The sequence below is a fragment of the Paenibacillus sp. Y568 genome, assembly GCF_059445545.1.
In genome coordinates this window covers 240,950-264,367 of record NZ_JCAIUM010000005.1, presented here as the reverse complement: position 1 = coordinate 264,367, position 23,418 = coordinate 240,950, and the positions used below count along the sequence as shown (strand labels likewise).

Sequence of the window (23,418 nt, the reverse complement as noted above, 5' to 3'; positions counted from 1 at the left end):
TATGAGGATGTTACAGGCTATCAGGTGTGGTAAAATAGGAGCAGGAATAACAACTAATGTCTTGAAATATAAGGTGGGATACATTCATGCAAGGAACGATTCTAGTAGTAGATGATGAACAACCCATTGCTGATATATTGAAATTTAACTTAGAAAAAGAAGGATACGATGTGATCTGTGCGCCGGATGGGATTACAGCTGTTGAGTTAGCCATTTCAGAAAAGCCAGATCTCATGTTACTTGACCTGATGTTGCCTGGTAAGGACGGGATGGATGTATGCCGAGATATTCGTGCAGCACAATTGTTCTTCCCTATTATTATGCTTACAGCAAAGGATGGAGAAATCGATAAGGTACTCGGATTAGAGTTGGGTGCAGATGATTATGTAACTAAGCCATTTAGTACACGTGAACTGCTAGCCCGCGTCAAGGCACATATGCGGAGACTCACCAAAACAGTCGCGCCCTCAGAAGAAACCGTGGGTGAAGAGAAACAAGGGATACAACTCTTTGAATTGTTTATTGATACAGATATGTATCTGGTATTTAAGAGTGGAGAACCGCTTGATCTGACCCATCGAGAGTATGAGTTGTTAGTCTACCTTGTGAAACATGCGGGTAAAGTGATGACACGCGAACATTTGCTACAAGCGGTATGGGGATTTGAATATTTCGGCGATGTACGTACTGTGGATGTTACGATCCGCCGATTACGTGAGAAAATTGAGGAGAACCCTAGCAAGCCAGAATATATTCTTACCCGCAGGGGGCTTGGGTATGTTATGCGAAGCCTTAAAAACGGGGGGCTCTGATGAAGTTAGCTTCTTTTTTTCGTACTATTCAAGCAAAACTTATTATTGTATATATGCTGCTGATTCTCATTGCGATGCAATTAATAGGTGTCTATTTCGTGAGCGCAATGAAAAATTCACTAACGAGCAATTTCACTAATGATCTGAAAGAACAAGCGGAGTTACTCTCTGTGATGGCAGCTGAGAAATTGGGCAGTGACGGTGAAGCGGGGAAGAACTCTGTTGAGAGCTTGGGCATTATCGTCAATAACCTATTCAATCTCAGCGGTGTAGAGATTCAAGTCCTTGATGTCAGTGGTAAGGTATTGATTACTTCCTTATCAACCCATGAAGACTACGTAGGACGTAAGAATACGCAGACCGTTGTTAGCCGTGCTCTTCAGGGCATTAGCGATAATGAAGAATATATGATTGATGAAGACAATGAGCGCAAGCGGGTGGTTGCCAAGCCTGTTATTTATAACAGTAAAATTGTCGGTGCGATCTATATTGTAGCCTCTATGAATGAACTGCACGATACAATGGGCCGTGTGAACAATATTTTTATATCCGGCATGTTGATTGCACTAGGTTTGACAGCGATCGTGGGTGTTATTCTAGCACATACTATTACTCAGCCAATTAAAGAAATGACACGCCATGCTACAGCAGTAGCAGAGGGGAACTTCGATCAGAAGATGCCAGTGTTTGGCGATGATGAAATCGGGAAATTGAGTGAAGCTTTTAACTATATGACGAGTCGTCTCCGAAATGCTCTCTTACAGAATGAAGAGGAGAAGGAGAAATTAGCCTCAATCCTTACGAATATGAGTGATGGTGTGATTGCGACGGATGAAGCGGGACATGTCATTCTCATGAATAGACGAGCTGCTGCGATGTTGGGCTTGGATGAAGAAGACTTAGATCAGCGCGACATTACTGAACTACTTGGCTTTAATGCTGAGCAGACGCGTTTTTTTACAGAGGGGGCTATTAATACAGCTCTTATGGAGATCAGCCCAGAGGATATGGCAATGTCCTTTAAAGTAAAGGTAACTTTCACACCTATTCACCGTCGGGAATTCGGTATTACTGGTACGATAGCCGTACTACAGGATGTAACGGAACAGGAGAAGTTGGAAGCTTCACGCCGTGAATTTGTAGCTAACGTATCTCATGAGTTACGTACCCCGTTAACGACAATTAAGAGCTATACAGAAGCGCTAGATGATGGGGCACTTGAAGATACGCAATTAGCACCTCGTTTTATTGGGGTCATTCAGAATGAGACGGAACGTATGATTCGCCTAGTAACAGATCTTCTGCACTTATCAAGGCTGGATAATAAAGAAGCCTCCCTTCGAAAAGAACCAACGGAAGTATTGGAAATGTTGGAGGATGTAAAAGATCGGTTTTCTTTTCAAATGCAGCAAAAGAGTATTGAATCCGAGGTGAAGGTGGAAGAAGGCATAGGCAGCGTATGGTTTGATCGTGATCAGATTGACCAAGTGTTAGATAATCTTGTATCTAATTCGCTCAAATATACTCCTGAGGGTGGCGTGGTCACGCTCGAAGCTAAGCTTACAGAAGATTCAAGGCTTTCAATCTCTGTACAAGATACGGGAATTGGTATTCCTAAGAAGGATCTGGAGCATATATTTGACCGCTTCTATCGAGTGGACAAGGCTCGCTCACGTAATATGGGAGGAACGGGTCTAGGTCTTTCCATTGCCCGGGAAATTGTTAGCGCTCATGGGGGAGTCATGATACTCCAATCTGAATTAGGTCAAGGAACGAAGGTCAGCTTCACGCTTCCTTTGGTTGATGATGGAGGTGTGACGACATGAAGGAGAAGTTGAAGTCAATCCTACTTGTCTTATTAGTTGTGAGTAGCCTCGTGGAGAGTTATTATCTCATGTATCGCCTTCCAGGTAGTGACTCTGTCATTAAGTCGGCCACGAAGTATATTAAGACGGATAATATGGGGCCTGAGACGAATGTTGAGAACCTTATTTATCCGGACAAAATGGTTATTCATATGGGTGACGATAATCATACTGTTTTCTATCCTAATTCAACGTTCTACAACTTGATCTTCTCCTTGCTTGAAGGGCGAAGTTTCGATAGTTTCCAACGGCTTTCTTTACAGGATGTAGACGTGGATGAAATACGTTCTAAGAACTCGGGTATTGAGCTGACCTTTGGATCAGGTGTACCTGTGACACTATTGCAGCGTGTGATGCAGATTCAGCCGGATTCGTTATTTCAAGCAGAGCAGATTGATCGGATCTGGATATATAACGTCAATAATGAATCGAAAGCACATGCTTTGTTCTTTAGTACAGAGGGTGGAGTGGTATATGAGGCAGGTAAAGCTGACCTTACCGTGCAGGATGTACAGCAACATGTTGATTTCGGTCTAACGTGGACCCCTTATACAGCGAGGGAGGGTTCCTATTATATTCCGGATACATCGATAGAGATGGTTGAATCCACATTAGGCATGGATGTGTATACAGCAGAACAAATGCAACGAAGTTTATTTTTTGATTCAAGTATTACCCGTAACATTAGGGAAAAGGATGGCTCTGAAATCTATACAGATAGTAAGCGTAGCTTGCAAGTAAGACAAGAACAGAAATGGATCAGTTACACCGACCCAGCAGCTATGCCTGAGGGAGAGAGTAATATCGATAAAGAAGTTCTAGCAGCGGTTGATTTCGTGAATAAACATGGTGGTTGGAATGGTGACTATCGCTTAAGTCTAGCTGGAGGTGGGATAGATAAGAATAAGGTGATTTTTCAACAGTACTTCGGCACCTATCCTATTCTAGATACTTCTCAATTCCACTATGGTACGATTAACCTTGATTTGCACCAAGGGACGGTATCTGCTTATGAACGATCTCTTATCTATATGAAACCTGAAGAACAAAACAAGCAAATGAAGTTGTTACCGGGTGGAGATGAGTTAATAGCGAAGTTGAAAAACGTAAGTGAACAATCAGCTATAGCGGACCTTTATCCTGCTTACAAGCCAACGCTCACGAAGGAAGGGTTACATTTAACCGCTGTATGGGCAGTTAAGCTTCGTAGCGGTGTTGTGATTACCATTGAATAAAGATATGAATTTGGAACCTATTTAGAAAAATAATTGTTGGCGCTAAGGGGGGGACATGGATGGATTGGGGACGAGCCAAAAATGTATTGATCTACGCATTCTTGTTGCTGAATTTCTTGTTAGGCTATCAGTTATGGAACGATGTGAGAGAACAAACCATTACGAATCTGGATTATACTTCACTAGATGAGAATACACAAAAAATCATGCAGGAGAAGAATATTCAGTTGTTATGCCTTATACCTGCTGGAAATCCGGTTCTCCCTAAGATCACCTATCATTTCATAAGTAGGCTAAATACAAACCCAGTCGAGCTTAAGGAACCTCTAGATAGTAAGCTTGTCTTTATGGGTAACGAGCTGGCGACAGCAATTGAAGGTCAGATTCCTCAATTCAGAAACTATCGCTATGACCCTATGGAAAGTGAAGATGGGACATTTGTGTTTCACCCTGTAGTCGATGGGGAATGGCCACTTTTCAATGATCAAGTGAAGCTCAAGCTGTTGTACCACGAGCAAAAAATCACTTCCTATCAACTGTCGGATACGGAGATTATACCCTCCAACGAAGAAGAGCAGCAGAAAGTGTTGCATGCGTCAGATGCATTAGCAAAGCTAATTAATAATAACTATATTCCGCCGAATTCAACGGTGAAAGATATTCAACTCGGGTATTATGGAGAGATGTTTAACTCCGAGAATCAAGTAGCAGCACCTGCATGGCGGTTCACATTAGAGAATGAAGTCTACTATGTGCAGGGCATCAGTGGGGACGTTATTAGTTCCAAAACAGATAAAACAAAGGAGTAGGACAATTGTTATGGGGATATCATTTACAGTACTATCTAGTGGGTCGACAGGAAATGCGACCGTAGTTACGAATGGGGAGACAACCCTATTAATCGACGCAGGATTCAGTGCACGTCGGATTGATGAATTGTTGAAGGAACGTGATATGACAGGCGGTGAAATTGATGGGATATTAATAACACACGAGCATTCTGACCATATCAAGGGTCTAGGGCCAGTAGCTCGTAAATATAATCTACCTATCTATGCTAATGAGAAGACTTGGGATGCTATGAATAAATCGATTGGTGCAATCTCAGAAGAGAATCGTATTGTGTTAGATAGTGGTGAAGTGAAAGACTTCGGAACACTTCGTGTCGAATCATTCGGTATTTCTCATGATGCAGCAGAACCCGTAGGTTACAGCTTCTATGATGGAGATGAGAAGCTTAGTGTAGCTACGGATCTGGGTTATGTTAGTGAAAAAGTGAAGCGGGCTATCGAGAATTCAGATGTATTAGTGCTTGAGGCTAATCATGATGTCGAATTGCTACGTATGGGACGGTATCCTTGGAATACCAAACGGCGTATCCTAGGAGACCTAGGGCATCTCTCAAACGAAGCCTCTGGGGAAGCGATGAGCGAACTCCTTACAGGTGATACGAAACGTACGTATTTGGCACACTTAAGTCGAGATCACAACATGATGGACTTAGCTAAAATGTCCGTACGTGATGCAATGGAAGAACGCGGGTGTTTCTTCAAAGAGACGGATTTCAAATTGTGTGACACCTACTATGATCGACCTACACCGTGGGATCGCGTGAGCAAGTCATAAATGAATTGAGTTTGATTTGATTGCTTTATTCCACTATAAATTTTATTCGAAATCTGCCAGCGGCGCACTTTGGCCGTTGGATTTTAATTTATAATTTTTCTCCACGGGAATTTCGAAGCTCCAGTCTCCAGCGAGCAGACGCTGCTGATTGGAGTCATCGGATAGGGCTATACTTTTTACGTTGACTTGTAACATGAACTTGTCTGGAGGTGTGGTTCCGGTAAAATGATAATTGATGGTGCCGTTTTTGGCCAACATGACACCTGAATCCGTAGCGATGCCGGGAACCGCCTGTATTGTTGAAGAGTCCAGTTGAAAAGTAGGCTTGAGCGATTGATTCACCCATTGCAATTCCGCTATCTCGTTAGAATGTTTCATTGAGTAGCGAATAATAAGACTATGGCCGTTAAAAAAGTATTCATGAATGAGAAGGGTATAGCCTTTGTCTGTTTTAGCAGTTATTACAAGCATCTCATTAAATCCGCCTGTTGGCATCAGCGCTGGATCGCTATATTTAGTCAAAATGGGCACGATCGCGGAGGTAAATGGATTTTTAACGCTGAATAGTACCACTGCACAGACAAGCAATACGATCATCGACACTGCGGCTACCCTAGTTTGAAATAAGCCTCGTTGCTGAGTAAACCTTCTTTGTTTCGGTACCGGGCCTTGTTCGGGAGGCACGGTCGGTTCCGGCTCGATATCATGTTGTATTTCTTCTGAAGTTGCCGCATGCGCCTGATTAAGGCCAGAAATCGAGAATCGTGTCACAAATGAGGTTGCTTTCCTGCTGCTGTGCGCAGTGATGTCCCCCCCGTGTACCTCGATAATGCTTTTCGTAATGGCCAGACCAAGACCTGTACCCCCGGTCTGCTTCGATCTAGAGCTCTCCAATCGATAAAAGCGGTCGAACACAAAGGGTAAATCCCGTTCTGGTATGGGGTCTCCATAATTTTGGACTCGCACGGCAAGCACATCTCCATCCTGTGCCATATCGATATCAATATATTTACCCGCTTGTCCGTACTGGATGGCATTGGCGATAATATTCTCGTACGCTCGCACTAATAATCCTCCATCCGCTTGGATCTTGAATTCTCCTTCCTGCATGTTAAGCCTGATTTCCATGCCTGCGTTCTCCGTAACCGGCACGAATTCCTCGGCAAGCTGAGAGATTAACCCGGAGATATTAAGCTCACTCCGTTCCAAAGGCATGCCGTTGTTGATCCGCGTATATTCGAACAGTTCGTCGATCAAACGCCGAAGTGCCAAAGATTTCTCATACGCGATGTTGACATAATAACGCAATTCCACTTCGTCCTGATATCGATCCTTCTCGATCACTTCGAGAAAGCCGAGAATCGAGGTCAGGGGGGTGCGTAGGTCATGTGATACACCGGTAATTAAATCGTTTTTGGTCTTTTCCGCTTTGCGTTCCTCTGCTCTCGAATGTTTCAACTGCATACGCATCTGGTTGATACTGAGCGCGATCTCACCCAATTTGTTATCGGTAAGTTCCGGTATTTGATGGTCGAACTGTCCGTTGGCGATTTCCTCCAAGCCATGCGTGATTTCGGAAAAGTAATGATTCCATTCGCTGTTCAACTGGTTCATACTCTCTGCGATATTGCCTAACTCATCCTTGCCCTTGACCGTTACCACATGCCCGAACTGACCTGCTGACATTTTTTCCAGCCCTGTGTTGATTTCGTGCAAGTCTTTAACCAACCGGATGCTAGCAAGGAAGAACATGATGGGAAAGAGAAGGATATAGGCTATAATCATCACGCGAAAGGATCCAGCATGCACAATTGTCCAATTGATCGGGCGAGCTACGTAATCAATTTTTTGCAACGCTCCCACCAAGTAATACCCGAAAAAGATAGCTGCACCTGTTAAAGCCAGGCTTGCAACCATGATTAACATTAATCTCCAACGAATTGTATACAGCCATTGTGGTTGGATTTTACTCATCCCTTTTCTTAAGATCGCTTTCAATTTTGTATCCAATTCCCCACACGGTTTTGATTATCTGCGGTTCGCGTGGATTAGGTTCTATCTTCTCACGAAGCTTTCGGATATGAACCATAACGCTATTCTTCGACTCCATAAATGGTTCGTTCCAGACCTCTTCGTAGATGCGATCCATGCTTAGTACCATCCCCCTATTAACAGCCAGCATATGAAGGAGCGCGAACTCTCGAGGAGTCAACTTGATTTCCTGCTGGTCGACCGTTACCGTATGGGACGGAATATTAATCACGATGTTGTCGATATGTATTTCGTTCGCGTTAGCTGAAACAGAGTTGAACTGGTTCATTCTTCGAAGCTGCGACTTGATACGTGCGATCAACTCGAGCGGGTTAAAAGGTTTGGTTACGTAGTCGTCAGCGCCGATACTGAGGCCTGATATTTTGTCGATATCTTGGCTTTTAGCCGAGAGCATGATGATGGGGATCGGATTACTTTCTCGAATTTTCATACAAGCTTGCAATCCGTCCATCTTAGGCATCATTAGATCAAGTACGATTAGATCGACTTGTTGAGACTGTAGAATCTCCAGCGCCTCCAGGCCATTTGACGCTTGCAGGAGCTTGTAGCCCTCGTTATTAAAATAAATATTCATTAATTGGATAATTTCCGCTTCGTCATCCACCATCAAAATCGTACTTTCCACCATAGATCCTCCCTTGATTCCTGAATCTTTCTTAAATTGAAGATCAGAACAATAAGTATAAGCGATTTTTCTTATGCAATAAATAACGTTAGCCTTTTTTAAGGAAATGATAAGAAGTTGGGTAGCTAGATGATAAGTTCCATCTTCTATAATTAGTTCAAGCATAAGGAATAATCGTTTAAACAAAAAATGAGTGGAGGTTTTATTTTTGAAGAAAAATATTTTTAAAAGGGCATCAATTGCTACTTTGAGCTTAATGCTATTGGCTGTCTCAGTAGGTTGCAGTCTGGATGAAAAAGTGTCTGCAAATTCCCAGGCAAAGACGAAGCAAACGATAAAGGTGATGTACAATAATAAAGCTTATTTCGATGAGAATGTGTTTAAACAGCAATTTCCTGATGTACAGATCCAGGAAGTTAAATGGGATCGCACATCAGATTTGAAGACGTTTATTGCCATGCAATCCCCTGACATCGTTATGATGAATCCCCTCGAATATAAGCAGATGTCCAAGGAGAATAAGTTAGCAGAGCTGGGAGCGTTAATCAAACGCGACAATTATAACACGGCAACCATATATCCCGGATTGTTGGACGCCTTGAAAGTGAATGGAAAGCTCTACGGGTTAAGCCCATTCTTCAGCACAGAATCTCTTTTTTACAATGCCGACTTATTCAAAAAATATAATGTTCCATTGCCGAAGGACGGAATGACTTGGGAAGAAATACTGAAATTAGCCGCTAAATTCCCAACTACCGGAACTAAGGACACCCGGATCTGGGGACTTGACTATCCTCTTGACAATTACACCTATTTAATAAATGACATAGCAACTTCTGAAGGGTTAAATAAGTTTGAACCAAATACCCTAAAAGTAACGTTAAATACAGCGGGTTGGAAAAGAGTATATAGTATGGCTATCAATGCCATAAAGTCCAAAACCATAGAAGGCTCAAATTTAGTTGGATTTGATGTTGATCCCTTCATTATGGGACGAGCGGCTATGAAGGTAAGTGTTGAAAGTATGGTAACTTTAAAAGAAGTAATTGCAGATAAATCTGCTGTAGCTAACTATAAACCTTTTAACGTTAAAATTGCTGCGGGTCCGGCCGATCCTAAGAACCGTAACATGACACGAAGCGTGTACATTGAAACCATCATGGCGATTCCAGCGGGTTCAGCGAATAAAGAGCTTGCTTGGGATTTCATCAAATATTATAACGGTGTGGACTATGCTAAATTCAGAGCTGAGGAACCTTACTCTAATTCCCTATCTCGCATGAATTATAGTAAAGAATACAAAGGATATAGTCTGGAGGCCTTCTATAAATTAAAACCAAATCTGGAAACACCTCCACATATCAACCCAATAGGAATCCCATTTAACAATTTGCAGTATACAGTTATTGTATATAATGAACTTAAACAGGTAATCAGCAACAAAAAAACACTGGATAAAGCAATGGTTTCCATTCAAACACAAGTTCAAAAGAGCCTTAATGATGCTGTGAAAAAGCAAAAGGCGAAAAAGTAACTCAGGAAACTTAGCTTGCTGATAACGCACTTATATGCCTATAAGAGCCCATTGTCAGATCATTACGATCTGACAATGGGCTCTATGTTTTCCACGCGTCTCCGTCTTTTTTAAGGAAATGATAAGAAGTTGGGTAGCAAGATGATAAGCTTCCTCCTCTATACTAAGTTCATACACTAATAATCATTGAACATTAAATGAGTGGAGGGTTTATTTTTGAAGAAAAATATATTACAGAAGGTCATGCTTGCTAGTCTCGGTGTGATGTTGATCGGTACTTCGGCAGGTCTTAGCACAGGTAATTCAGTTTATGCCAATTCGGACAACCAGGTCGATACGAAACGAACTTTAAAAGTATTGTACTGGAACGCAGGCGATTTCAAAATGACATATGGGGATTTGTTTAATGAGAAATATCCGAATACAAACATTCAAGTAGTTGCACCTACAGGCACGAGTTCGATTACAGATTACAATGCGGCTATCAAAAAGTATTCACCAGATCTTGTTTTGCTACCTCCATCCGATTACAAACAAATGTCTAAAGATAAAAAGTTGGTAGATTTAGAACCCTTAATTAAGCGAGATCAGTATAACACGACAACATTATACCCTGGCTTGCTTGATGAATTGAAGAAACAAGGCGGTGGCAAGCTTTACGGGCTAAGCCCAAAAACGGAGTCGCATGCTCTTCTATATAATGTTGATTTGTTTAAAAAGTATAATGTTAAAGTACCAAGCGACGGAGTGACGTGGGAGGAGATATTGAATCTTGCTAAGAAATTCCCTACTAAGGGAGATAAGAACACCCGAATTTGGGGTTTAGGTTACTCTGGCTCCAGTAATTTGGTCATGGATATCGCTAGAACAGAAGGGTTAACGTACATTAATCCAAATACTCTAAAGGCTACTGCGAATACAACTGCGTGGAAAAATGCCTATCGTCTGTCGATCGAGGCTATGAAATCTGGGGTGCTTACCGATAAGACCGTTCTGTCTGCCAAGAGTTTCTTGGAAGGTAACGCCTTCATTATGGGACGAACAGCTATGATAGTAGCTCCGCTCAGTCAGCTGCAGTCCTTAAAAGCAGCAAAAAGTAGTGTGAAGAATTATAAACCTTTCACGCTTGGTATGGTTGCTGGCCCTGCGGATTCTAAGGATCGAAAGTCAACAGGAAATATTAATATTCATGAAATATTCGCTATTCCAGCAAATGCATCAAATGTGAATGCGGCTTGGGACTTCATTAAATATTTCAATGGAGATGAATACGCTAACGAATACTATAAACCTAATACCTCTAATAATAGTATTGGGGCTCCTCTATCCCGCATGATTAAGGAGTACTCTGGTTATAAGCTGGATGCATTTTATAAATTGAAACCTAAACAGGATCAATTTATATCAAGTTATGCTCTCATGAACAAGTCACCAAATTTTGAATTATATTTTCGGTCAATTCTAGAAAAGGAACTGACACAGGTAATAAACGGAAAGAAAACATTAGACAAAGCAACTGCCGCTATTCAAACACAAACACAATCTGTTGCTGATAAAGAGGCAAAGGCTCAGAAGGCAAAGAAATAGAATATTTGTAAGTTTAATATTAGCGTCATCATTATTTAAGGGATTGATAAGAAGTTGGGTAGCAAGATGATAAGCTTCCTCTTCTATACTTAGTTCATGTTCATCATAAGTGATTAATTGTTTGAACAATAATGAATGGAGGTTTTATATTTGAAGAGAAATAAATTTCAGAAGCTCATGCTTGCTAGCCTCGGTGTGATGTTGATCGGTACTTCGGCAGGTCTTAACACAGGTAATTCAGTTTATGCCAATTCAAATAATCAGGCCAATAAGAAAGATAATTTGAAGGTATTGTACTGGAACGCAGGCGATTTCAAAATGACATATGGGGATTTGTTTAATGAGAAATACCCGAATACAAACATTCAAGTAGTTGCACCTACAGGTACGAGTTCGATTACAGATTACAACGCGGCTATCAAAAGGTATTCACCAGATCTTGTTTTGCTGCCTCCATCCGATTACAAACAAATGTCTAAAGATAAAAAACTGACAGATTTAGAGCCCTTAATTAAGCGAGATCAGTATGACATGACAACCGTATATCCTGGCTTACTTGAGGAGTTGAAGGAACAAGGCGATGGCAACCTTTACGGGCTAAGCCCAAGAACGGACTCATACGCGCTTCTGTATAATGCGGATTTATTTAAAAAGTACAATGTTAAAGCGCCAAGCGACGGAGTGACGTGGGAAGAGATATTGACGCTTGCTAGTAAGTTTCCTACTACAGGAGATAAGAACACCCGAATTTGGGGCTTAAGGTACTCTGGTGTCAGTAATTTGGCCATGGATATCGCTAGAACAGAAGGGTTAACGTACATAGACCCGAACACTCTAGAGGCTACTGCGAATACAAAAGCGTGGAAAAATGCCTATCGTCTGTCCGTCGAAGCCATAAAGTCGGGGGCGCTTACCGATGGGAGCACTATTTCTGAAAAAAGTTACCTGGAGGGTAGCGCCTTTATTATGGGACGATCAGCTATGGCAATATCTTCGATCTCTTCGCTGCAGTCCTTGCAAGCAGCAAAAAGTAGTGTGAAGAATTATAAACCTTTCACGCTTGGTATGGTTGCCGGCCCTGCGGATTCTAAGGATCGAAAGTCAACAGGAAATACATATATTTCTGACATACTCGCTATTCCAGCAAATGCATCAAATGTGAATGCGGCTTGGGACTTCATTAAATATTTCAATGGAGATGACTTTGCTAACGAATACTATAAACCTAATACCTCTAATAATAGTATTGGGGCTCCTCTATCCCGCATGATTAAGGAGTACTCAGGCTACAAGCTGGATGCTTTTTATAAACTAAAACCTAATTTCGATCAATTTATAACAGGACATTTACTGGGGAAGAAATCACAAGATTTGGAAGGTGAATTCTGGATGATTATGGAGGCGGAACTGTCACAGGTAGTAAAAGGAAAGAAATCATTAGACCAAGCAACGGCTACTATTCAGACTCGGACTAAAGCTGCTGCTGACAAAGTGGCAAAGGCTCAGAAGGCAAAGAAATAGAATAGAAAAACTCATTAAAGAGTCTAAGAAAATGGGATTGAAAAAGCGGTTTGGATAGAAAGTAAACAACAAAGTGCAACCTGCCCCTTCACGAGGGGCGGGTCGCATTTTTTGCGCGCAAGGCATACATTGACATCTATTATAATCCACCTACCAATTACACCGTGTGATCGGTTGATGAAGCCATAAATTGATCGAGTTCGTCGGCTTTTATAGCCAATTCCTCACGAGTAAGAATACCTTTTTCTATAAGAAGTTCAATGATGGTACTAATGGCAAGGATATTACGATAATGCTCGTCCTTCATATCTCCTAGCTTAGCCATCATATGGACAATGTCCATCGATACATTTGAACGTTCCAAAATACATGCCTCCTCTCTTATATATATGGAAATTAGTCCATATTTAACTATTAAATTTAATGGTGAAATATTATGTAGTAAGCGACACGTATGTTACAATGAACAGTACTAATCTATGAATTATTTACGGGAGAGTTATTATTAGTGTAGTCTCTTTTAACATAAAATATTCCTATTTATTTATAAAGGTTACTAGAGAGATTGAGAGAACGAATTGAAGTCATACATGATCATAAAATTGGTTATTTTTATGTGGAATTGGCCATTTTTCTATTTAGAAAAGCGGTAATGTGGTAATTTAAAATTAAAGAAATTAAACATGCAACTTTTTGGGTCATAAAGGAGTTATATATAATATATGAAAGTCAAGATTCGGGCTTGGCTGGGATGAAGAAACGTTTTAATCTTAGAGGGTAATAACAAAGGGGAGGATTTACTATGGGTTTGTTCGAAGATGATTTTTATTCGACAAAGGTGTCAAGACAGAGAAAAGAGCATACCAAAGTAAAAACAAACCCCGTAAGCTGGTCTAGAACCCGTCGGCGGGGCATGTCCACCATGCAAATATCTGTAATTAGCTCGGTAATCAGCTCAGTGGTGGCAGTAGTATTATTTAGTGTAATAACGGGAGCACCCTCTTCAACTCCCCACGCATCTGCTGTGAGCGCAGTACAATTAAAGCTTGAGAATGATCCTTATGAACGGTTGATTCAAGCGGCAGCGAAGGTTCGCCCTGCGGTCGTAAGCATTTCGAATTACAAGGACCATAACAAGGATAAGTTGAGTTTAGAGGAGTCTGGTCTCGGATCAGGTGTGATTTTTAAAAAAGAGAAAGATCTAGCTTATATTATCACGAACAATCATGTCATCTCTGAAGCAGAAGAACTGGAAGTGATGACGGTTGACGGTGAAAAGATCAAAGCGAAGTTAGTGGGTACAGACACAGTTAACGATATTGCGGTACTCTCTATTGAAGGAAAGAAAATTAATACCGTTGCTAAGATTGGTGACTCAAGTAAACTCCGATTAGGTGAAACGGTGATTGCTATAGGGAATCCACTAGGGCTAGGTGACACTCTTACCTCAGGTATTGTAAGTTACACGAATCGTCTCATTCCGGTATCTCTGAATAAAGATGGTATCTACGATTGGGAACAAGAGGTCATTCAGACGGATGCAGCCATTAACGAGGGTAACTCGGGAGGAGCATTAGTTGATCTGAACGGTGAGGTTATTGGCATTAATACGATGAAGATATCTGATATGGGTGTAGAGGGACTTGGATTCGCTATCCCAACGGAGCAGGTCATGAAAATCGTAAATGAATTGATGCTCACAGGTAAAATCACTCGTCCATACATAGGCGTATACACCGTCGATTTAAATAATTCTTTTGCTCCCTTGGATGCGGATGAACGTAAGAATCTGAAATTACCAAGTGATGTGAAAGAAGGCATTGTTGTACTGGATGCAGTAGGTCCAGCACTTGATGCGGGGCTGAAGCTAAATGACGTGATTACGAAATTGGATGATGAACCGATTAGTTCAACTATGGAACTTCGTAAGTTTCTCTATGATCAACGTAAAATTGGTGACGAGCTAAGTGTAACTTACTACCGTGAAGGTGAACTGAAGGTAGCTAAATTGAAACTTAGCGATAAGCCAGTAGAAGAGTGAGAGCAAAACTAAATGCGGGTTATGGATGTCTAATACGAGAATTCGGGTTATAATAGATAATAAACAGCAGAGTGTAGGACAGAAAGGATGCTTTCATTCATGTACGTGGTATGCAAAGATCATGTAGAACTAGCGATTGATAAGTTCGTTGATGAATATGAAGATGCACCAGATATTGTCGATCTGAAGGAAACCGAATTCTCCGACTGGGATCCACCGGTTAAATGTATTGAGTGTGAGCAGGCGGCGCAGTATTTGGTGGTATAAAAGGGGAGGGGGCGTGAATTTTGCGCCCTTTTTGTGTTTGTGGGGATGGAAGGAAGTGCAAGTGATGCGAAAGTTGTGCTACGAAGGGTGCTTCGAAGTCCGCTACGAGAACGGATTGTTCTTCCGATCGCAAAGGCGAGCGCTATCGCTTCTCCAGAACAATTCCGTTCTCTTCGCTGGTACGCACTTGAACCACTTAACGCTCCAGAAGGCTCGCACCTCCCTCCGCGCCCACTGTGGGTGGCAGAGCGCAAAGTCCGCGCCTGCCTGCGGTGTGGTATGAAAGATGTGAAGGCTGATTTCATGTTAGCCATCTAAGGGCAAAGGTCAAGGCCAAGGACAAGGGCAAGTGCAAAGACAAAGATAAAGATCAAGGGAAAGACAAAGGCAAAGACAAAGACAAAGACAAAGGCAAGTTCAAGGCGGATAAGACCAGTACTAGAATCAAGGTAAAGGTAAGACAAGATTAAAACCAAGACTAGGACCGGGATAAAGAATAAGGTATAGATGTAGAACCAATTGTTAATTAAGAATATTGATATCATTATTGATCATGAGGTAAAGAAGATAATGATTCTATGAAAATTCAATAATAAAAAATAGATAGTGGATGCAGGTAGGCATCTTTTATAGGGCTATATACATTATGGAGGTTGATTATAGCGTGTTTATTCAGATTATTGGCGTGGGAAAGTTGAAGGAGAAGTATTTGGTCTTGGGCATACAGGAATATGCTAAGCGACTTACTCCTTACATCAAGTTTCAGATGGTGGAGGTTGCGGATGAAAAGGCACCGGACACCTTGAGCGAAGCTGAGGTGTCTATTGTAAAAGAGCGCGAGGGCGAACGTATCCTCGCGCATATTAAGAGCGAGGCGCATGTAGTCGCGCTCGCTATCGGTGGCCAGCTATGGAGCTCGGAAGAGCTGGCCGCTGAGATCGACAAGCTCGGCACCTATGGGACGAGCCATGTCGTATTCGTCATCGGAGGGAGCCACGGGCTCTCCGATGCAGTGTTGCGTCGCGCCCAGCAGAAGCTTAGCTTCGGGCGCATGACGTTGCCGCATCAGCTGATGCGGCTGGTACTCACGGAGCAGGTGTACCGTGCGGTGAAAATTAATCGGGGTGAACCATACCACAAATAGGGCGAAATTTTTGTGCTTTTTTTGTTACTCCTTTGGAACAACGTATTCTGACAATCTTATTCAGAAGCAGTAAAGCGGTCGCCCTGATGCAGTACCAGGATACGACCGCCGTTTATTACGCTTTTCTTATATCTGCTAGACAGGCGTGTAACGGAAAAATAACGTTCTTTCTGTAGGTTAAATAAAACCACCATTAACGCGGAGTGTTTGTCCCGTGACCCACTGCGATTCTTCACTCGTAAGAAAGAGGATCACACCTGCGATGTCTTCAGTTTCCCCGAGACGTCCTAATGCGTTCATGTTGGCAAGTCCCTGGATTTGTTCGGGTGTTTTGCCAGTCATGAAAAGCTCGGTATTAATAGGGCCAGGTGCTACAGCATTAATCGTAATATTTTTCTTTCCAAGCTCTTTAGCCAATTGACGCGTGAATTGTTCGACGACTCCTTTAGAGCCAGCATATAGACTGTAAGTCGGGAACATCTGACCGGTCACTGACGTGGAGAAATTGATGATGCGACCATTGAGATTTAGATGCTTGGCGCAAGCTGGCAGGAAAAATAGGTCCCTTTGACATTAATCGCAAACAGTTGGTCGTAATCCGCTTCCGTTACATCGCCAATAGGTTTTGTAATGATGATCCCCGCGTTATTCACCACAATATCAAGCTTTCCGAACGTTTTAAGTGTTTCTTGATAGAGTTTCTCCAACTCGCTCAAACAGCTGATATCGGCCTGAATCGCTGTCGCTTCCCCGCCGTTTTTTTGAATATTCTGAACAACCTCTGCCGCCTGATCTGAACGGTTCGCAAAATGGATGACCATCTCGTGACGTCAACGATGCATTTAGAGCAGAGATGATATCGGGGTAACCTTCCAGTTGGATTTGTACTACTTTGTCAGCATAAAAGTATGATTCGTAAAAGTATTCCTCATTCGGGTTAGTAGTGAAGACATCGACATCATTATAAATCGACATCCTCACGAACCCTAGATTCTATATGCGAAATCCTATGGAATAAACTCTTCATGAATATATTTCATGAAGGTTTTTTTCGCTTTTGCGGTGATACGATGAACCATACCACAAGTAGGGAGAAGCAAACGTTCTAAAATATTAGGAAACAGATTTGCTGCCTTTCATGAATTATGCAAGGCAGCAAATCGGCCGCTTGCATCCCCTTAACGTGCTTTGGGGCGCGAAATGCGTTCCATGATCATAGCTACTCTGCGTCGGGGAAGAAAGCGGCCCATCTGAGCCGCCATGTAGTTGTTTCGCCCGTCGATAATATAACTGCTTCCTTTGTCGATTCCACGAGATCCGGCTTGAACTACGTTCTCCGGTGTGGACAGCGCACTGCCCGCCGCCATGTCCCGGCTGCCGACAGCATCGAAGAAGCCCGTATCCGTCGCACCCGGGCACAGGGTAAGTATGTGGACACCTCGTCCGCGGGTTTCTGCCCATAGCGCTTCGGAGAAAGATAATACGAATGCCTTGGTAGCACCGTAAACAGCCGAATAAGCGCAAGGCACGAATGCGGCCATTGAAACTACGTTTACGACGATTCCATCCTTGCGTCCCAGCATGCCGGGCAGAAAATGATGTGTCAGGTCGACAAGCGCGGCGGTGTTCAGCATTATCTCTTCCTGCTCGTGCTCCGGATCCATATCCTCAAAGCGGCCATACGTGCCAAAGCCTGCGTTGTTGATGAGAATATCGACCTTCAGGCCGAGTTCGTTTATGGATTTGACTAGTTGGCGTGGGGCACCTGCTTTGGACAAATCGCTGGGCAGGACATACACTTGTACGCCGTGCTTCCGTTTGATTTCGCCGGCTAACGCTTCAAGCTTATTTTGTGACCGTGCGGTTAGTACGAGATGGCAGCCTCGTGCTGCTAGCTCTTTGGCATACGACTCGCCGATCCCGGAGGAAGCGCCGGTGACCACAGCCAGCTTGCCTTGATAATGATATGGGTTCATGAAAGCCCCTCCTTGTCGTTGAAGTTATCTGTATGATACCAACGACAGAGGGGGCTAACCACAGTGTCTCCATACTATTAATGGGACTAACAGGTTAAGATTGCGATGGCAATTCGGAGTCCTGCTTTAGTAGCAACGCGAGTCTCTCTTCTGTGCCTGAACCTGGCGTCGGTACGAAGAAGCACCAGTGAAGTCCAGGATCGTTGTCGATGGCGGCGGCGCAATGGATCGTGAACGCTAACTTCTGACCATCCGGTAGGAGATAATGAACCGGTACAGTGCTTTTTTGTCGGACTTCATGCCATTCCCACAAACGAACGAAGTCCTCGCTGTTTAGTTTCAAACGCTCGAATCGTTCCATGTATATCGGGTTGTCTTTGAAACGGTCGAAGGTTGCTCGTATCAACGCCGTCATATATCGGGCGAACTCCTTCCAATTCAGTAGCCTTTTCGGGTACTCCGGATCCAGAAATAGCAGCGTCACCATGTTGCGTTCGCTTTCCGGCAGACGGCCAAAATTCGCAACAACAAGCTCTGCTCCCCGATTTCAAACGATCATATCGGCAACATCATTCGCGATAAAAGAAGGATAACGCATTTGATTCACAAGGTTCTGCAAAAATTCGACATCGGGTTTATCCGATTTCGTTGCCATATTGAGACTGACCGGAGCGGGTGCGACCAAGTCGAACAAGTGCTTCCGCTCGTCCTCGTCCAGCTGAAACGCTTGGCTGATGTGGAACAAAACATCAGGGGAGGGATTTATCTCTCGTCCCTGTTCCAGCCAGGTATAGTAAGTTACGCTGACATTAGCGAGGTAGGCGACTTCCTCTCTTCGAAGTCCCGGGGTACGCCTTCGGCCGGGGAACGGCTTGATTCCCACTGCTTCAGGTTGAAGCCGATTACGGCGCGATTTGATGAATTCCCCCAATGCGGATGAAAAAATATGGTTATCCATATAATGTCATTCCTCCCTTTACACCTTATTATATCGCTATTGAAGATCGACTTCATGAAGGAATACTTCTCGGCATACGCAAGTAATCGATTAGGGCCACCATATTCATTAACTCCAACATCGTGATCTACCTGTCGCTTGAAGCCGCCCGGGGGTTGCATGGCTATCGATGCTTCATCTGGAGCCGATGGACGTGAATTAGACAGTATGGGGATTAAGACCGATTCCAATTTGAATAATGAGGTTATGTTAATAAGAGTCGTTTAGGAATCTTGCGTATCGATTTTGCTCTATTGGTGATACGGTAGAGCTCCTATTAGTAATCTATTAAGATTTCATTAAGATTGAATCGGCAAATAGGTTATATAATTATAGTAGGAATGAACTATAGGAAGGTGTGCGGTACATGGAATAAAGACCTTTTTCAGTATAGAAGTATTCTAGAGGACATGCTAAGAGACATAATATTATGTTTGTAGTGGCTAGGGAAAGGTGAGGTGCATTATATGAAGAATAAAAAATATTACGTAAGTTTTCTGCTCATTGTTATGCTATTATTTGTGCTTCCACAAAGTGTATTCGCCATGGAGATTTTTGTTAAGACACTAACAGGAAAAACCATTTCGATAGAAGTGGAATCGGGTGATAGCATAGAAAATGTAAAAGTGAAGATCCAAGACAAGGAAGGGATACCGCCCGATCAAATGCGATTAATATATGCTGGTAAACAGTTAGAGGATGGGCGTACCCTTGCTGATTATAACATCCAAAAGGAGTCCACAATACATCTGGTACTTAGAACTATAAGCGCACCACCTGTAATTACACCCGTTAGTATTAGTATGAATGAAGGGGAGATATATACATTCTCTGAAGCTGTATTTACCTCACAATACTCAGGTTCTTCTCCTTTAACTCAGATTAATATAGTTACCCTACCAGAAAATAAGTATGGAAAATTACAACTAAATACAGGAGGAATCATAACAGATATTAGTGCAGATCAAACTATAGATGTTAGCGACTTATCTGATTTACAATTTATTTCCTACGTAGGTAAAATGGGAACGGTATTTTTTGAGTGGAGCGCAAGTGATATACATGGTGAATCGTTGCCCTCTACTGTAGATATTGTTATCCATCCCAAGGATCCAATTGTTGTGGATACGGTTCCGCCCGTCCTATCATTAATAGGTTTAAATCCATTAGAATTAGAAGTGGGTAGCCCATTTATTGATCCGGGAGCGACTGCATTGGACGATGTGAATGGGGACTTAACTAGCGAGATTACAGTTAGTGGTTCAGTGTATAGTAGTCAAGTTGGTACTTATAAGCTAACATATAAAATACAGGATCACTCGGGAAATGCAGCTACGGATGTAGTGCGGACGGTGAATGTTATCCAGCTTCAGAATCCACCCAGCGGCGGTTATCTACCAAGAGCGACTCCATCGAGTAATGCAGATCTAGCTAGATTAACCGTTCATACATCCAACGAGGAATTGGAACTCTCGCCTGCATTTACGTTCGAGACTACGGAATATACAGTAGAAACAAGCGTTGAACAAGTGGAGCTACATCTGGCCCCTGAGCATCCTAAGAGTGTTGTTGAACTGATAGATAAACGTATAAGTGAGAGGGTAACTATTCCTTTGACGATGGGTACTAACGTGATAGCAATTAAGGTTCATGCAGAGGATGGAACCCGTAAAACATATAGATTAACGATTAATCGAGTAGTCAATAATGGGACTAAAGCTCCTGTATGCCAATTTACAGATATTGAGAACCACTGGGCGAAGCTAGATATTTGCGAAGCGGTAGGGCTGGGTATTGTGATGGGAGAGGATAACCACACTTTATTGCCGAATGGCCTCGTCACACGGGCAGAGTTTGCAACGATGTTGATGAGAACCCTTCAAATTACATTAAGTGACGATTCCAGGACGATAGACTTCAGTGATGTGGGAAGCATTCTTGGAGTGGATCGATTGGCGATCCAGACAGCAGTGGCAGAGGGAATTCTCAAGGGATATCCCGACGGGACAATACGTCCACAGCAAACGGTAAGCCGATTAGAAATGGCGGTGATGGTTTCAAGGGCAATGAAGTGGAAGACCAACAGTACGGAAAGCACATATTTCTCTGATGACGTACGAATACAACCCTGGGCTAAGCCGTATATCGCAGCAACCTATGACCATGGACTTCTTAGAGGGCGAAGTGGCAATGAGTTTGTCCCAGATGGATCGACAATAAAAGCCGAAGCAGTCGTCTTACTTCTGAGATTGTGGAAAGCTCTATAAAATCAAATTTAGTGTTGTTGATAAACCTAGGCAAATCGGTCAGAATTTAAGCATAAAGGGCATCCAGTCGGATGTCCTTTAAAATTTTTCCCTATAGATGGTACGGTGAACCTTAACCTAAATGAGGCGAAAATTTTCGTATTTACCGCTTACGAGGCAAGGAAAGTTGCCCCCGCGAGAGGTCACCTGAGGGTGGAATTGTTGTTCAGGAGAAATATTAGTGAGCGATCGCATTGTTCCTTTCGAAGAAACATAGGATGACTTCCGATAGGTTGCTTCCGTTGGTCAAAATATACGGAAACTACATACGCTACTTAATTTACCGTCTTATTGACGAAATCAATCTCATTTCTGATCCCCTTGTGGGCGTCATTCCACAGGCCCTTTGTCAGGCGAATGCGCAGCAGGCATGTGTTGGGGTCTTCATCGTTATTGGCTTCGTTATACCACGCAGCGAATATTGTGCGCAGCTTTGTCATCATCTCGACGTTTTTCTCGTCACATACCCAGCCCAGGTTTTCACCGATACCATCGGCCGTAAAGTTTTCGACGATGATACAAATGGCGACTTCAGGGTTTTGGGCGATCTGCAGCATCTTGCCCGAGGTTGCATAGGTGACAGTGTAGAACGAGCCGTCTTCATAATAGGCGTCCACAATACGGGCGGCAGGACGGCTTTTGCCATCGGCCCCCGGTTCTAGCGCGATGGTGGACAGAGTGATCAGGCCGTCCTTGTTGCCCACTTGTTCGTCCAGCAGCTTCATGGCTTCAGTGTACTTGCTCATTTTATTATCCCCCTAAAAAATGTAATAAGGTATACATGATTAAGCTTATCATTGTAATATCTTATTGCATGTGAGGAATTGTACGATGTAAAAATATTAGATTGCTATCGTAATCCTCTATGTTTTTATCAAAGGATAGCTCAACCTCTTCAATCTCTTTTTGTTCATGTCAGAGTGTGGATTCGTTCGAAGGATAGGCGAGAAAGTCGACGGCGTTTCTATTGTTGCTAAGAGATACTCAGAGCTATACTCTTCAATACTCTTTCGACCGTACCTTTCAATAAATTGATCTTTTACGCTAGGTGAAATTAACGCCTTAATAGCGACTAGTTGCGGTTGGTAGCTTACGTTATGTTCTTGTTCTAATACATAATCTCGAGGAGTAAATGTTTGTTCGTCCATATGAAGATGATCAATCCTAGATAATTTAAATATTCTATAGCTCTGGCGATGTAAACAGAATCCCTTCAAATACCAACTCATTTCGCTAAATGAAGCTGATATGGCTCGATCACTCGCTTGGTTGTCATACCATCTTTATCAATATAATCAAACGAAACTAACTTGTTCTTTAATATGGATTCCTGACATGTGTTCAAGGTCTGAAGAATCTCAGAACGACCCTCCCAATCATAAAATGACAGGTGAATTGAACCTTTCCAGGATGCTGATCCCACCATGGTGTCAATTTTTTTAAGAGTTAACTCTACTTTATCACTAAATAAAATCTGCCCCAATCCACCGAGTGCAGTTAGAATGTTTTCTAAGTCTTTGCTGCTTAAAAGCCGTTTGTCTAATTTCTATTCATCCATAATTCCGTAGCCACCGTGGACGCCATTTATAGCATAAATAGGTATGTTAGCATAACCGAGTGTTTCCATATCACGTAGAATTGTTCTTTTGGACACGTTAAATAATTGGGAGAACTCGGTTGTTGAAACAATATTCTTTTGTAACAAGATCAATAGTGACGCTGATAAGTTCTTGGATCAGGTCCTTTCCAACAAACAGTAACTTATTTTAAAAAAATGGTCTTGCAGTCAAAGACCATTTTTTGTTTACTAATTTAGGCTACGGGATTGTA

Annotated in this window: 19 protein-coding genes and 3 pseudogenes; 13 read left to right on the top strand and 9 right to left on the bottom strand. The window is 42.6% G+C overall.

Translation table 11 applies throughout. From position 1 onward, the window contains the following. Nucleotides 1–86: 86 nt before the first annotated feature. Genes yycF through AC1D7X_RS09770 form a run of 5 tightly spaced genes read left to right on the top strand, consistent with a single transcriptional unit; the run spans nucleotide 87 to nucleotide 5,538 of the window. Nucleotides 87–812 carry a response regulator YycF gene (gene yycF / locus AC1D7X_RS09790; protein ID WP_495456601.1) on the top strand — a complete coding sequence of 242 codons (726 nt, stop codon included), beginning with the start codon at nucleotides 87–89 and terminating at the stop codon, nucleotides 810–812. Next, nucleotides 812–2,638, top strand: coding sequence for a cell wall metabolism sensor histidine kinase WalK (walK, locus tag AC1D7X_RS09785; RefSeq protein WP_495475112.1), 1,827 nt, complete (start codon nucleotides 812–814; stop codon nucleotides 2,636–2,638). Before yycF ends, walK begins: the two co-directional genes overlap by 1 nt. Further along, nucleotides 2,635–3,912, top strand: coding sequence for a YycH family regulatory protein (locus tag AC1D7X_RS09780; protein WP_495456599.1), 1,278 nt, complete (start codon nucleotides 2,635–2,637; stop codon nucleotides 3,910–3,912). Before walK ends, AC1D7X_RS09780 begins: the two co-directional genes overlap by 4 nt. A gap of 59 nt (nucleotides 3,913–3,971) precedes the next feature. Next, nucleotides 3,972–4,721, top strand: coding sequence for a two-component system regulatory protein YycI (gene yycI, locus AC1D7X_RS09775; protein ID WP_495456598.1), 750 nt, complete (start codon nucleotides 3,972–3,974; stop codon nucleotides 4,719–4,721). A gap of 10 nt (nucleotides 4,722–4,731) precedes the next feature. Further along, on the top strand, nucleotides 4,732–5,538 hold the full coding sequence (locus AC1D7X_RS09770; RefSeq protein WP_495456597.1) for an MBL fold metallo-hydrolase: 807 nt from the start codon (nucleotides 4,732–4,734) through the stop codon (nucleotides 5,536–5,538). A 42-nt stretch (nucleotides 5,539–5,580) separates the two neighbouring features. Here the strand turns inward: AC1D7X_RS09770 and AC1D7X_RS09765 are convergent, their stop codons facing one another. After that, the gene (locus AC1D7X_RS09765) at nucleotides 5,581–7,455 is read right to left on the bottom strand and encodes an ATP-binding protein (RefSeq protein WP_495475111.1); all 1,875 of its coding nucleotides are present in this window, start codon (nucleotides 7,453–7,455) and stop codon (nucleotides 5,581–5,583) included. Between the two features lie 49 nt (nucleotides 7,456–7,504). Continuing rightward, the gene (locus AC1D7X_RS09760; RefSeq protein ID WP_495475110.1) at nucleotides 7,505–8,218 is read right to left on the bottom strand and encodes a response regulator transcription factor; all 714 of its coding nucleotides are present in this window, start codon (nucleotides 8,216–8,218) and stop codon (nucleotides 7,505–7,507) included. A 205-nt stretch (nucleotides 8,219–8,423) separates the two neighbouring features. Here AC1D7X_RS09760 and AC1D7X_RS09755 point away from each other — a divergent pair, with 205 nt between their 5' ends. The 3 genes from AC1D7X_RS09755 to AC1D7X_RS09745 all read left to right on the top strand — a co-directional run bounded on the left by AC1D7X_RS09755 (nucleotide 8,424) and on the right by AC1D7X_RS09745 (nucleotide 12,857). Next, nucleotides 8,424–9,749, top strand: coding sequence for an ABC transporter substrate-binding protein (locus tag AC1D7X_RS09755; RefSeq protein ID WP_495475109.1), 1,326 nt, complete (start codon nucleotides 8,424–8,426; stop codon nucleotides 9,747–9,749). A gap of 216 nt (nucleotides 9,750–9,965) precedes the next feature. Beyond that, nucleotides 9,966–11,336, top strand: a complete 1,371-nt coding sequence (locus AC1D7X_RS09750; RefSeq protein ID WP_495475108.1) for an ABC transporter substrate-binding protein — start codon at nucleotides 9,966–9,968, stop codon at nucleotides 11,334–11,336. A 150-nt stretch (nucleotides 11,337–11,486) separates the two neighbouring features. Next, nucleotides 11,487–12,857: an ABC transporter substrate-binding protein gene (locus tag AC1D7X_RS09745; protein WP_495475107.1), complete on the top strand. Its 1,371-nt coding sequence runs from the start codon at nucleotides 11,487–11,489 to the stop codon at nucleotides 12,855–12,857. Nucleotides 12,858–13,014: 157 nt separating this feature from the next. Here the strand turns inward: AC1D7X_RS09745 and AC1D7X_RS09740 are convergent, their stop codons facing one another. Beyond that, on the bottom strand, nucleotides 13,015–13,200 hold the full coding sequence (locus AC1D7X_RS09740; RefSeq protein WP_495456655.1) for a hypothetical protein: 186 nt from the start codon (nucleotides 13,198–13,200) through the stop codon (nucleotides 13,015–13,017). A gap of 459 nt (nucleotides 13,201–13,659) precedes the next feature. Here AC1D7X_RS09740 and AC1D7X_RS09735 point away from each other — a divergent pair, with 459 nt between their 5' ends. The 4 genes from AC1D7X_RS09735 to rlmH all read left to right on the top strand — a co-directional run bounded on the left by AC1D7X_RS09735 (nucleotide 13,660) and on the right by rlmH (nucleotide 16,309). Continuing rightward, complete coding sequence (locus AC1D7X_RS09735) at nucleotides 13,660–14,898, top strand: S1C family serine protease (protein ID WP_495456593.1); 1,239 nt, start codon at nucleotides 13,660–13,662, stop codon at nucleotides 14,896–14,898. Between the two features lie 99 nt (nucleotides 14,899–14,997). Beyond that, on the top strand, nucleotides 14,998–15,165 hold the full coding sequence (locus AC1D7X_RS09730; RefSeq protein ID WP_495456592.1) for a CxxH/CxxC protein: 168 nt from the start codon (nucleotides 14,998–15,000) through the stop codon (nucleotides 15,163–15,165). Between the two features lie 45 nt (nucleotides 15,166–15,210). Next, nucleotides 15,211–15,483 (top strand): hypothetical protein, encoded by a 273-nt coding sequence (locus AC1D7X_RS09725; protein WP_495475106.1) that lies wholly within the window; start codon nucleotides 15,211–15,213, stop codon nucleotides 15,481–15,483. Between the two features lie 346 nt (nucleotides 15,484–15,829). Beyond that, nucleotides 15,830–16,309: a 23S rRNA (pseudouridine(1915)-N(3))-methyltransferase RlmH gene (rlmH, locus tag AC1D7X_RS09720; protein ID WP_458632808.1), complete on the top strand. Its 480-nt coding sequence runs from the start codon at nucleotides 15,830–15,832 to the stop codon at nucleotides 16,307–16,309. 177 nt (nucleotides 16,310–16,486) lie between these two features. Here the strand turns inward: rlmH and AC1D7X_RS09715 are convergent. From AC1D7X_RS09715 to AC1D7X_RS09700, 4 genes and pseudogenes are all read right to left on the bottom strand, one after another. Next, nucleotides 16,487–17,103 (bottom strand): annotated as a pseudogene (locus tag AC1D7X_RS09715) (SDR family oxidoreductase); the annotation flags it as partial. Between the two features lie 384 nt (nucleotides 17,104–17,487). After that, the gene (locus AC1D7X_RS09710; protein WP_495475105.1) at nucleotides 17,488–18,285 is read right to left on the bottom strand and encodes an SDR family NAD(P)-dependent oxidoreductase; all 798 of its coding nucleotides are present in this window, start codon (nucleotides 18,283–18,285) and stop codon (nucleotides 17,488–17,490) included. A 94-nt stretch (nucleotides 18,286–18,379) separates the two neighbouring features. Next, nucleotides 18,380–18,820, bottom strand: a pseudogene (locus tag AC1D7X_RS09705) (MmyB family transcriptional regulator); the annotation flags it as partial. A 12-nt stretch (nucleotides 18,821–18,832) separates the two neighbouring features. Then, nucleotides 18,833–19,243, bottom strand: a complete 411-nt coding sequence (locus AC1D7X_RS09700) for a helix-turn-helix domain-containing protein (RefSeq protein ID WP_495475104.1) — start codon at nucleotides 19,241–19,243, stop codon at nucleotides 18,833–18,835. Nucleotides 19,244–19,749: 506 nt separating this feature from the next. Here AC1D7X_RS09700 and AC1D7X_RS09695 point away from each other — a divergent pair. Continuing rightward, on the top strand, nucleotides 19,750–21,549 hold the full coding sequence (locus AC1D7X_RS09695; RefSeq protein ID WP_495475103.1) for an S-layer homology domain-containing protein: 1,800 nt from the start codon (nucleotides 19,750–19,752) through the stop codon (nucleotides 21,547–21,549). Between the two features lie 314 nt (nucleotides 21,550–21,863). On the opposite strand, the gene AC1D7X_RS09690 is transcribed toward AC1D7X_RS09695, so the two are convergent. After that, the gene (locus tag AC1D7X_RS09690) at nucleotides 21,864–22,334 is read right to left on the bottom strand and encodes a pyridoxamine 5'-phosphate oxidase family protein (RefSeq protein ID WP_495475102.1); all 471 of its coding nucleotides are present in this window, start codon (nucleotides 22,332–22,334) and stop codon (nucleotides 21,864–21,866) included. Nucleotides 22,335–22,544: 210 nt separating this feature from the next. Beyond that, a pseudogene (locus AC1D7X_RS09685) lies at nucleotides 22,545–23,327 on the bottom strand (helix-turn-helix transcriptional regulator); the annotation flags it as partial. Nucleotides 23,328–23,418: the final 91 nt, after the last annotated feature.

Excerpts from the sequence above, each read along its gene's own strand:
- yycF (WP_495456601.1), top strand. The coding sequence starts at position 87 with ATGCAAGGAACGATTCTAGTAGTAGATGATGAACAACCCATTGCTGAT.
- walK (WP_495475112.1), top strand. The coding sequence starts at position 812 with ATGAAGTTAGCTTCTTTTTTTCGTACTATTCAAGCAAAACTTATTATT.
- AC1D7X_RS09780 (WP_495456599.1), top strand. The coding sequence starts at position 2,635 with ATGAAGGAGAAGTTGAAGTCAATCCTACTTGTCTTATTAGTTGTGAGT.
- yycI (WP_495456598.1), top strand. The coding sequence starts at position 3,972 with ATGGATTGGGGACGAGCCAAAAATGTATTGATCTACGCATTCTTGTTG.
- AC1D7X_RS09770 (WP_495456597.1), top strand. The coding sequence starts at position 4,732 with ATGGGGATATCATTTACAGTACTATCTAGTGGGTCGACAGGAAATGCG.
- AC1D7X_RS09765 (WP_495475111.1), bottom strand. The coding sequence starts at position 7,455 with ATGGTTGCAAGCCTGGCTTTAACAGGTGCAGCTATCTTTTTCGGGTAT.
- AC1D7X_RS09760 (WP_495475110.1), bottom strand. The coding sequence starts at position 8,218 with ATGGTGGAAAGTACGATTTTGATGGTGGATGACGAAGCGGAAATTATC.
- AC1D7X_RS09740 (WP_495456655.1), bottom strand. The coding sequence starts at position 13,200 with ATGGACATTGTCCATATGATGGCTAAGCTAGGAGATATGAAGGACGAG.
- AC1D7X_RS09735 (WP_495456593.1), top strand. The coding sequence starts at position 13,660 with ATGGGTTTGTTCGAAGATGATTTTTATTCGACAAAGGTGTCAAGACAG.
- AC1D7X_RS09730 (WP_495456592.1), top strand. The coding sequence starts at position 14,998 with ATGTACGTGGTATGCAAAGATCATGTAGAACTAGCGATTGATAAGTTC.
- AC1D7X_RS09725 (WP_495475106.1), top strand. The coding sequence starts at position 15,211 with ATGGAAGGAAGTGCAAGTGATGCGAAAGTTGTGCTACGAAGGGTGCTT.
- AC1D7X_RS09710 (WP_495475105.1), bottom strand. The coding sequence starts at position 18,285 with ATGAACCCATATCATTATCAAGGCAAGCTGGCTGTGGTCACCGGCGCT.
- AC1D7X_RS09700 (WP_495475104.1), bottom strand. The coding sequence starts at position 19,243 with ATGGATAACCATATTTTTTCATCCGCATTGGGGGAATTCATCAAATCG.
- AC1D7X_RS09695 (WP_495475103.1), top strand. The coding sequence starts at position 19,750 with ATGAAGAATAAAAAATATTACGTAAGTTTTCTGCTCATTGTTATGCTA.
- AC1D7X_RS09690 (WP_495475102.1), bottom strand. The coding sequence starts at position 22,334 with ATGAGCAAGTACACTGAAGCCATGAAGCTGCTGGACGAACAAGTGGGC.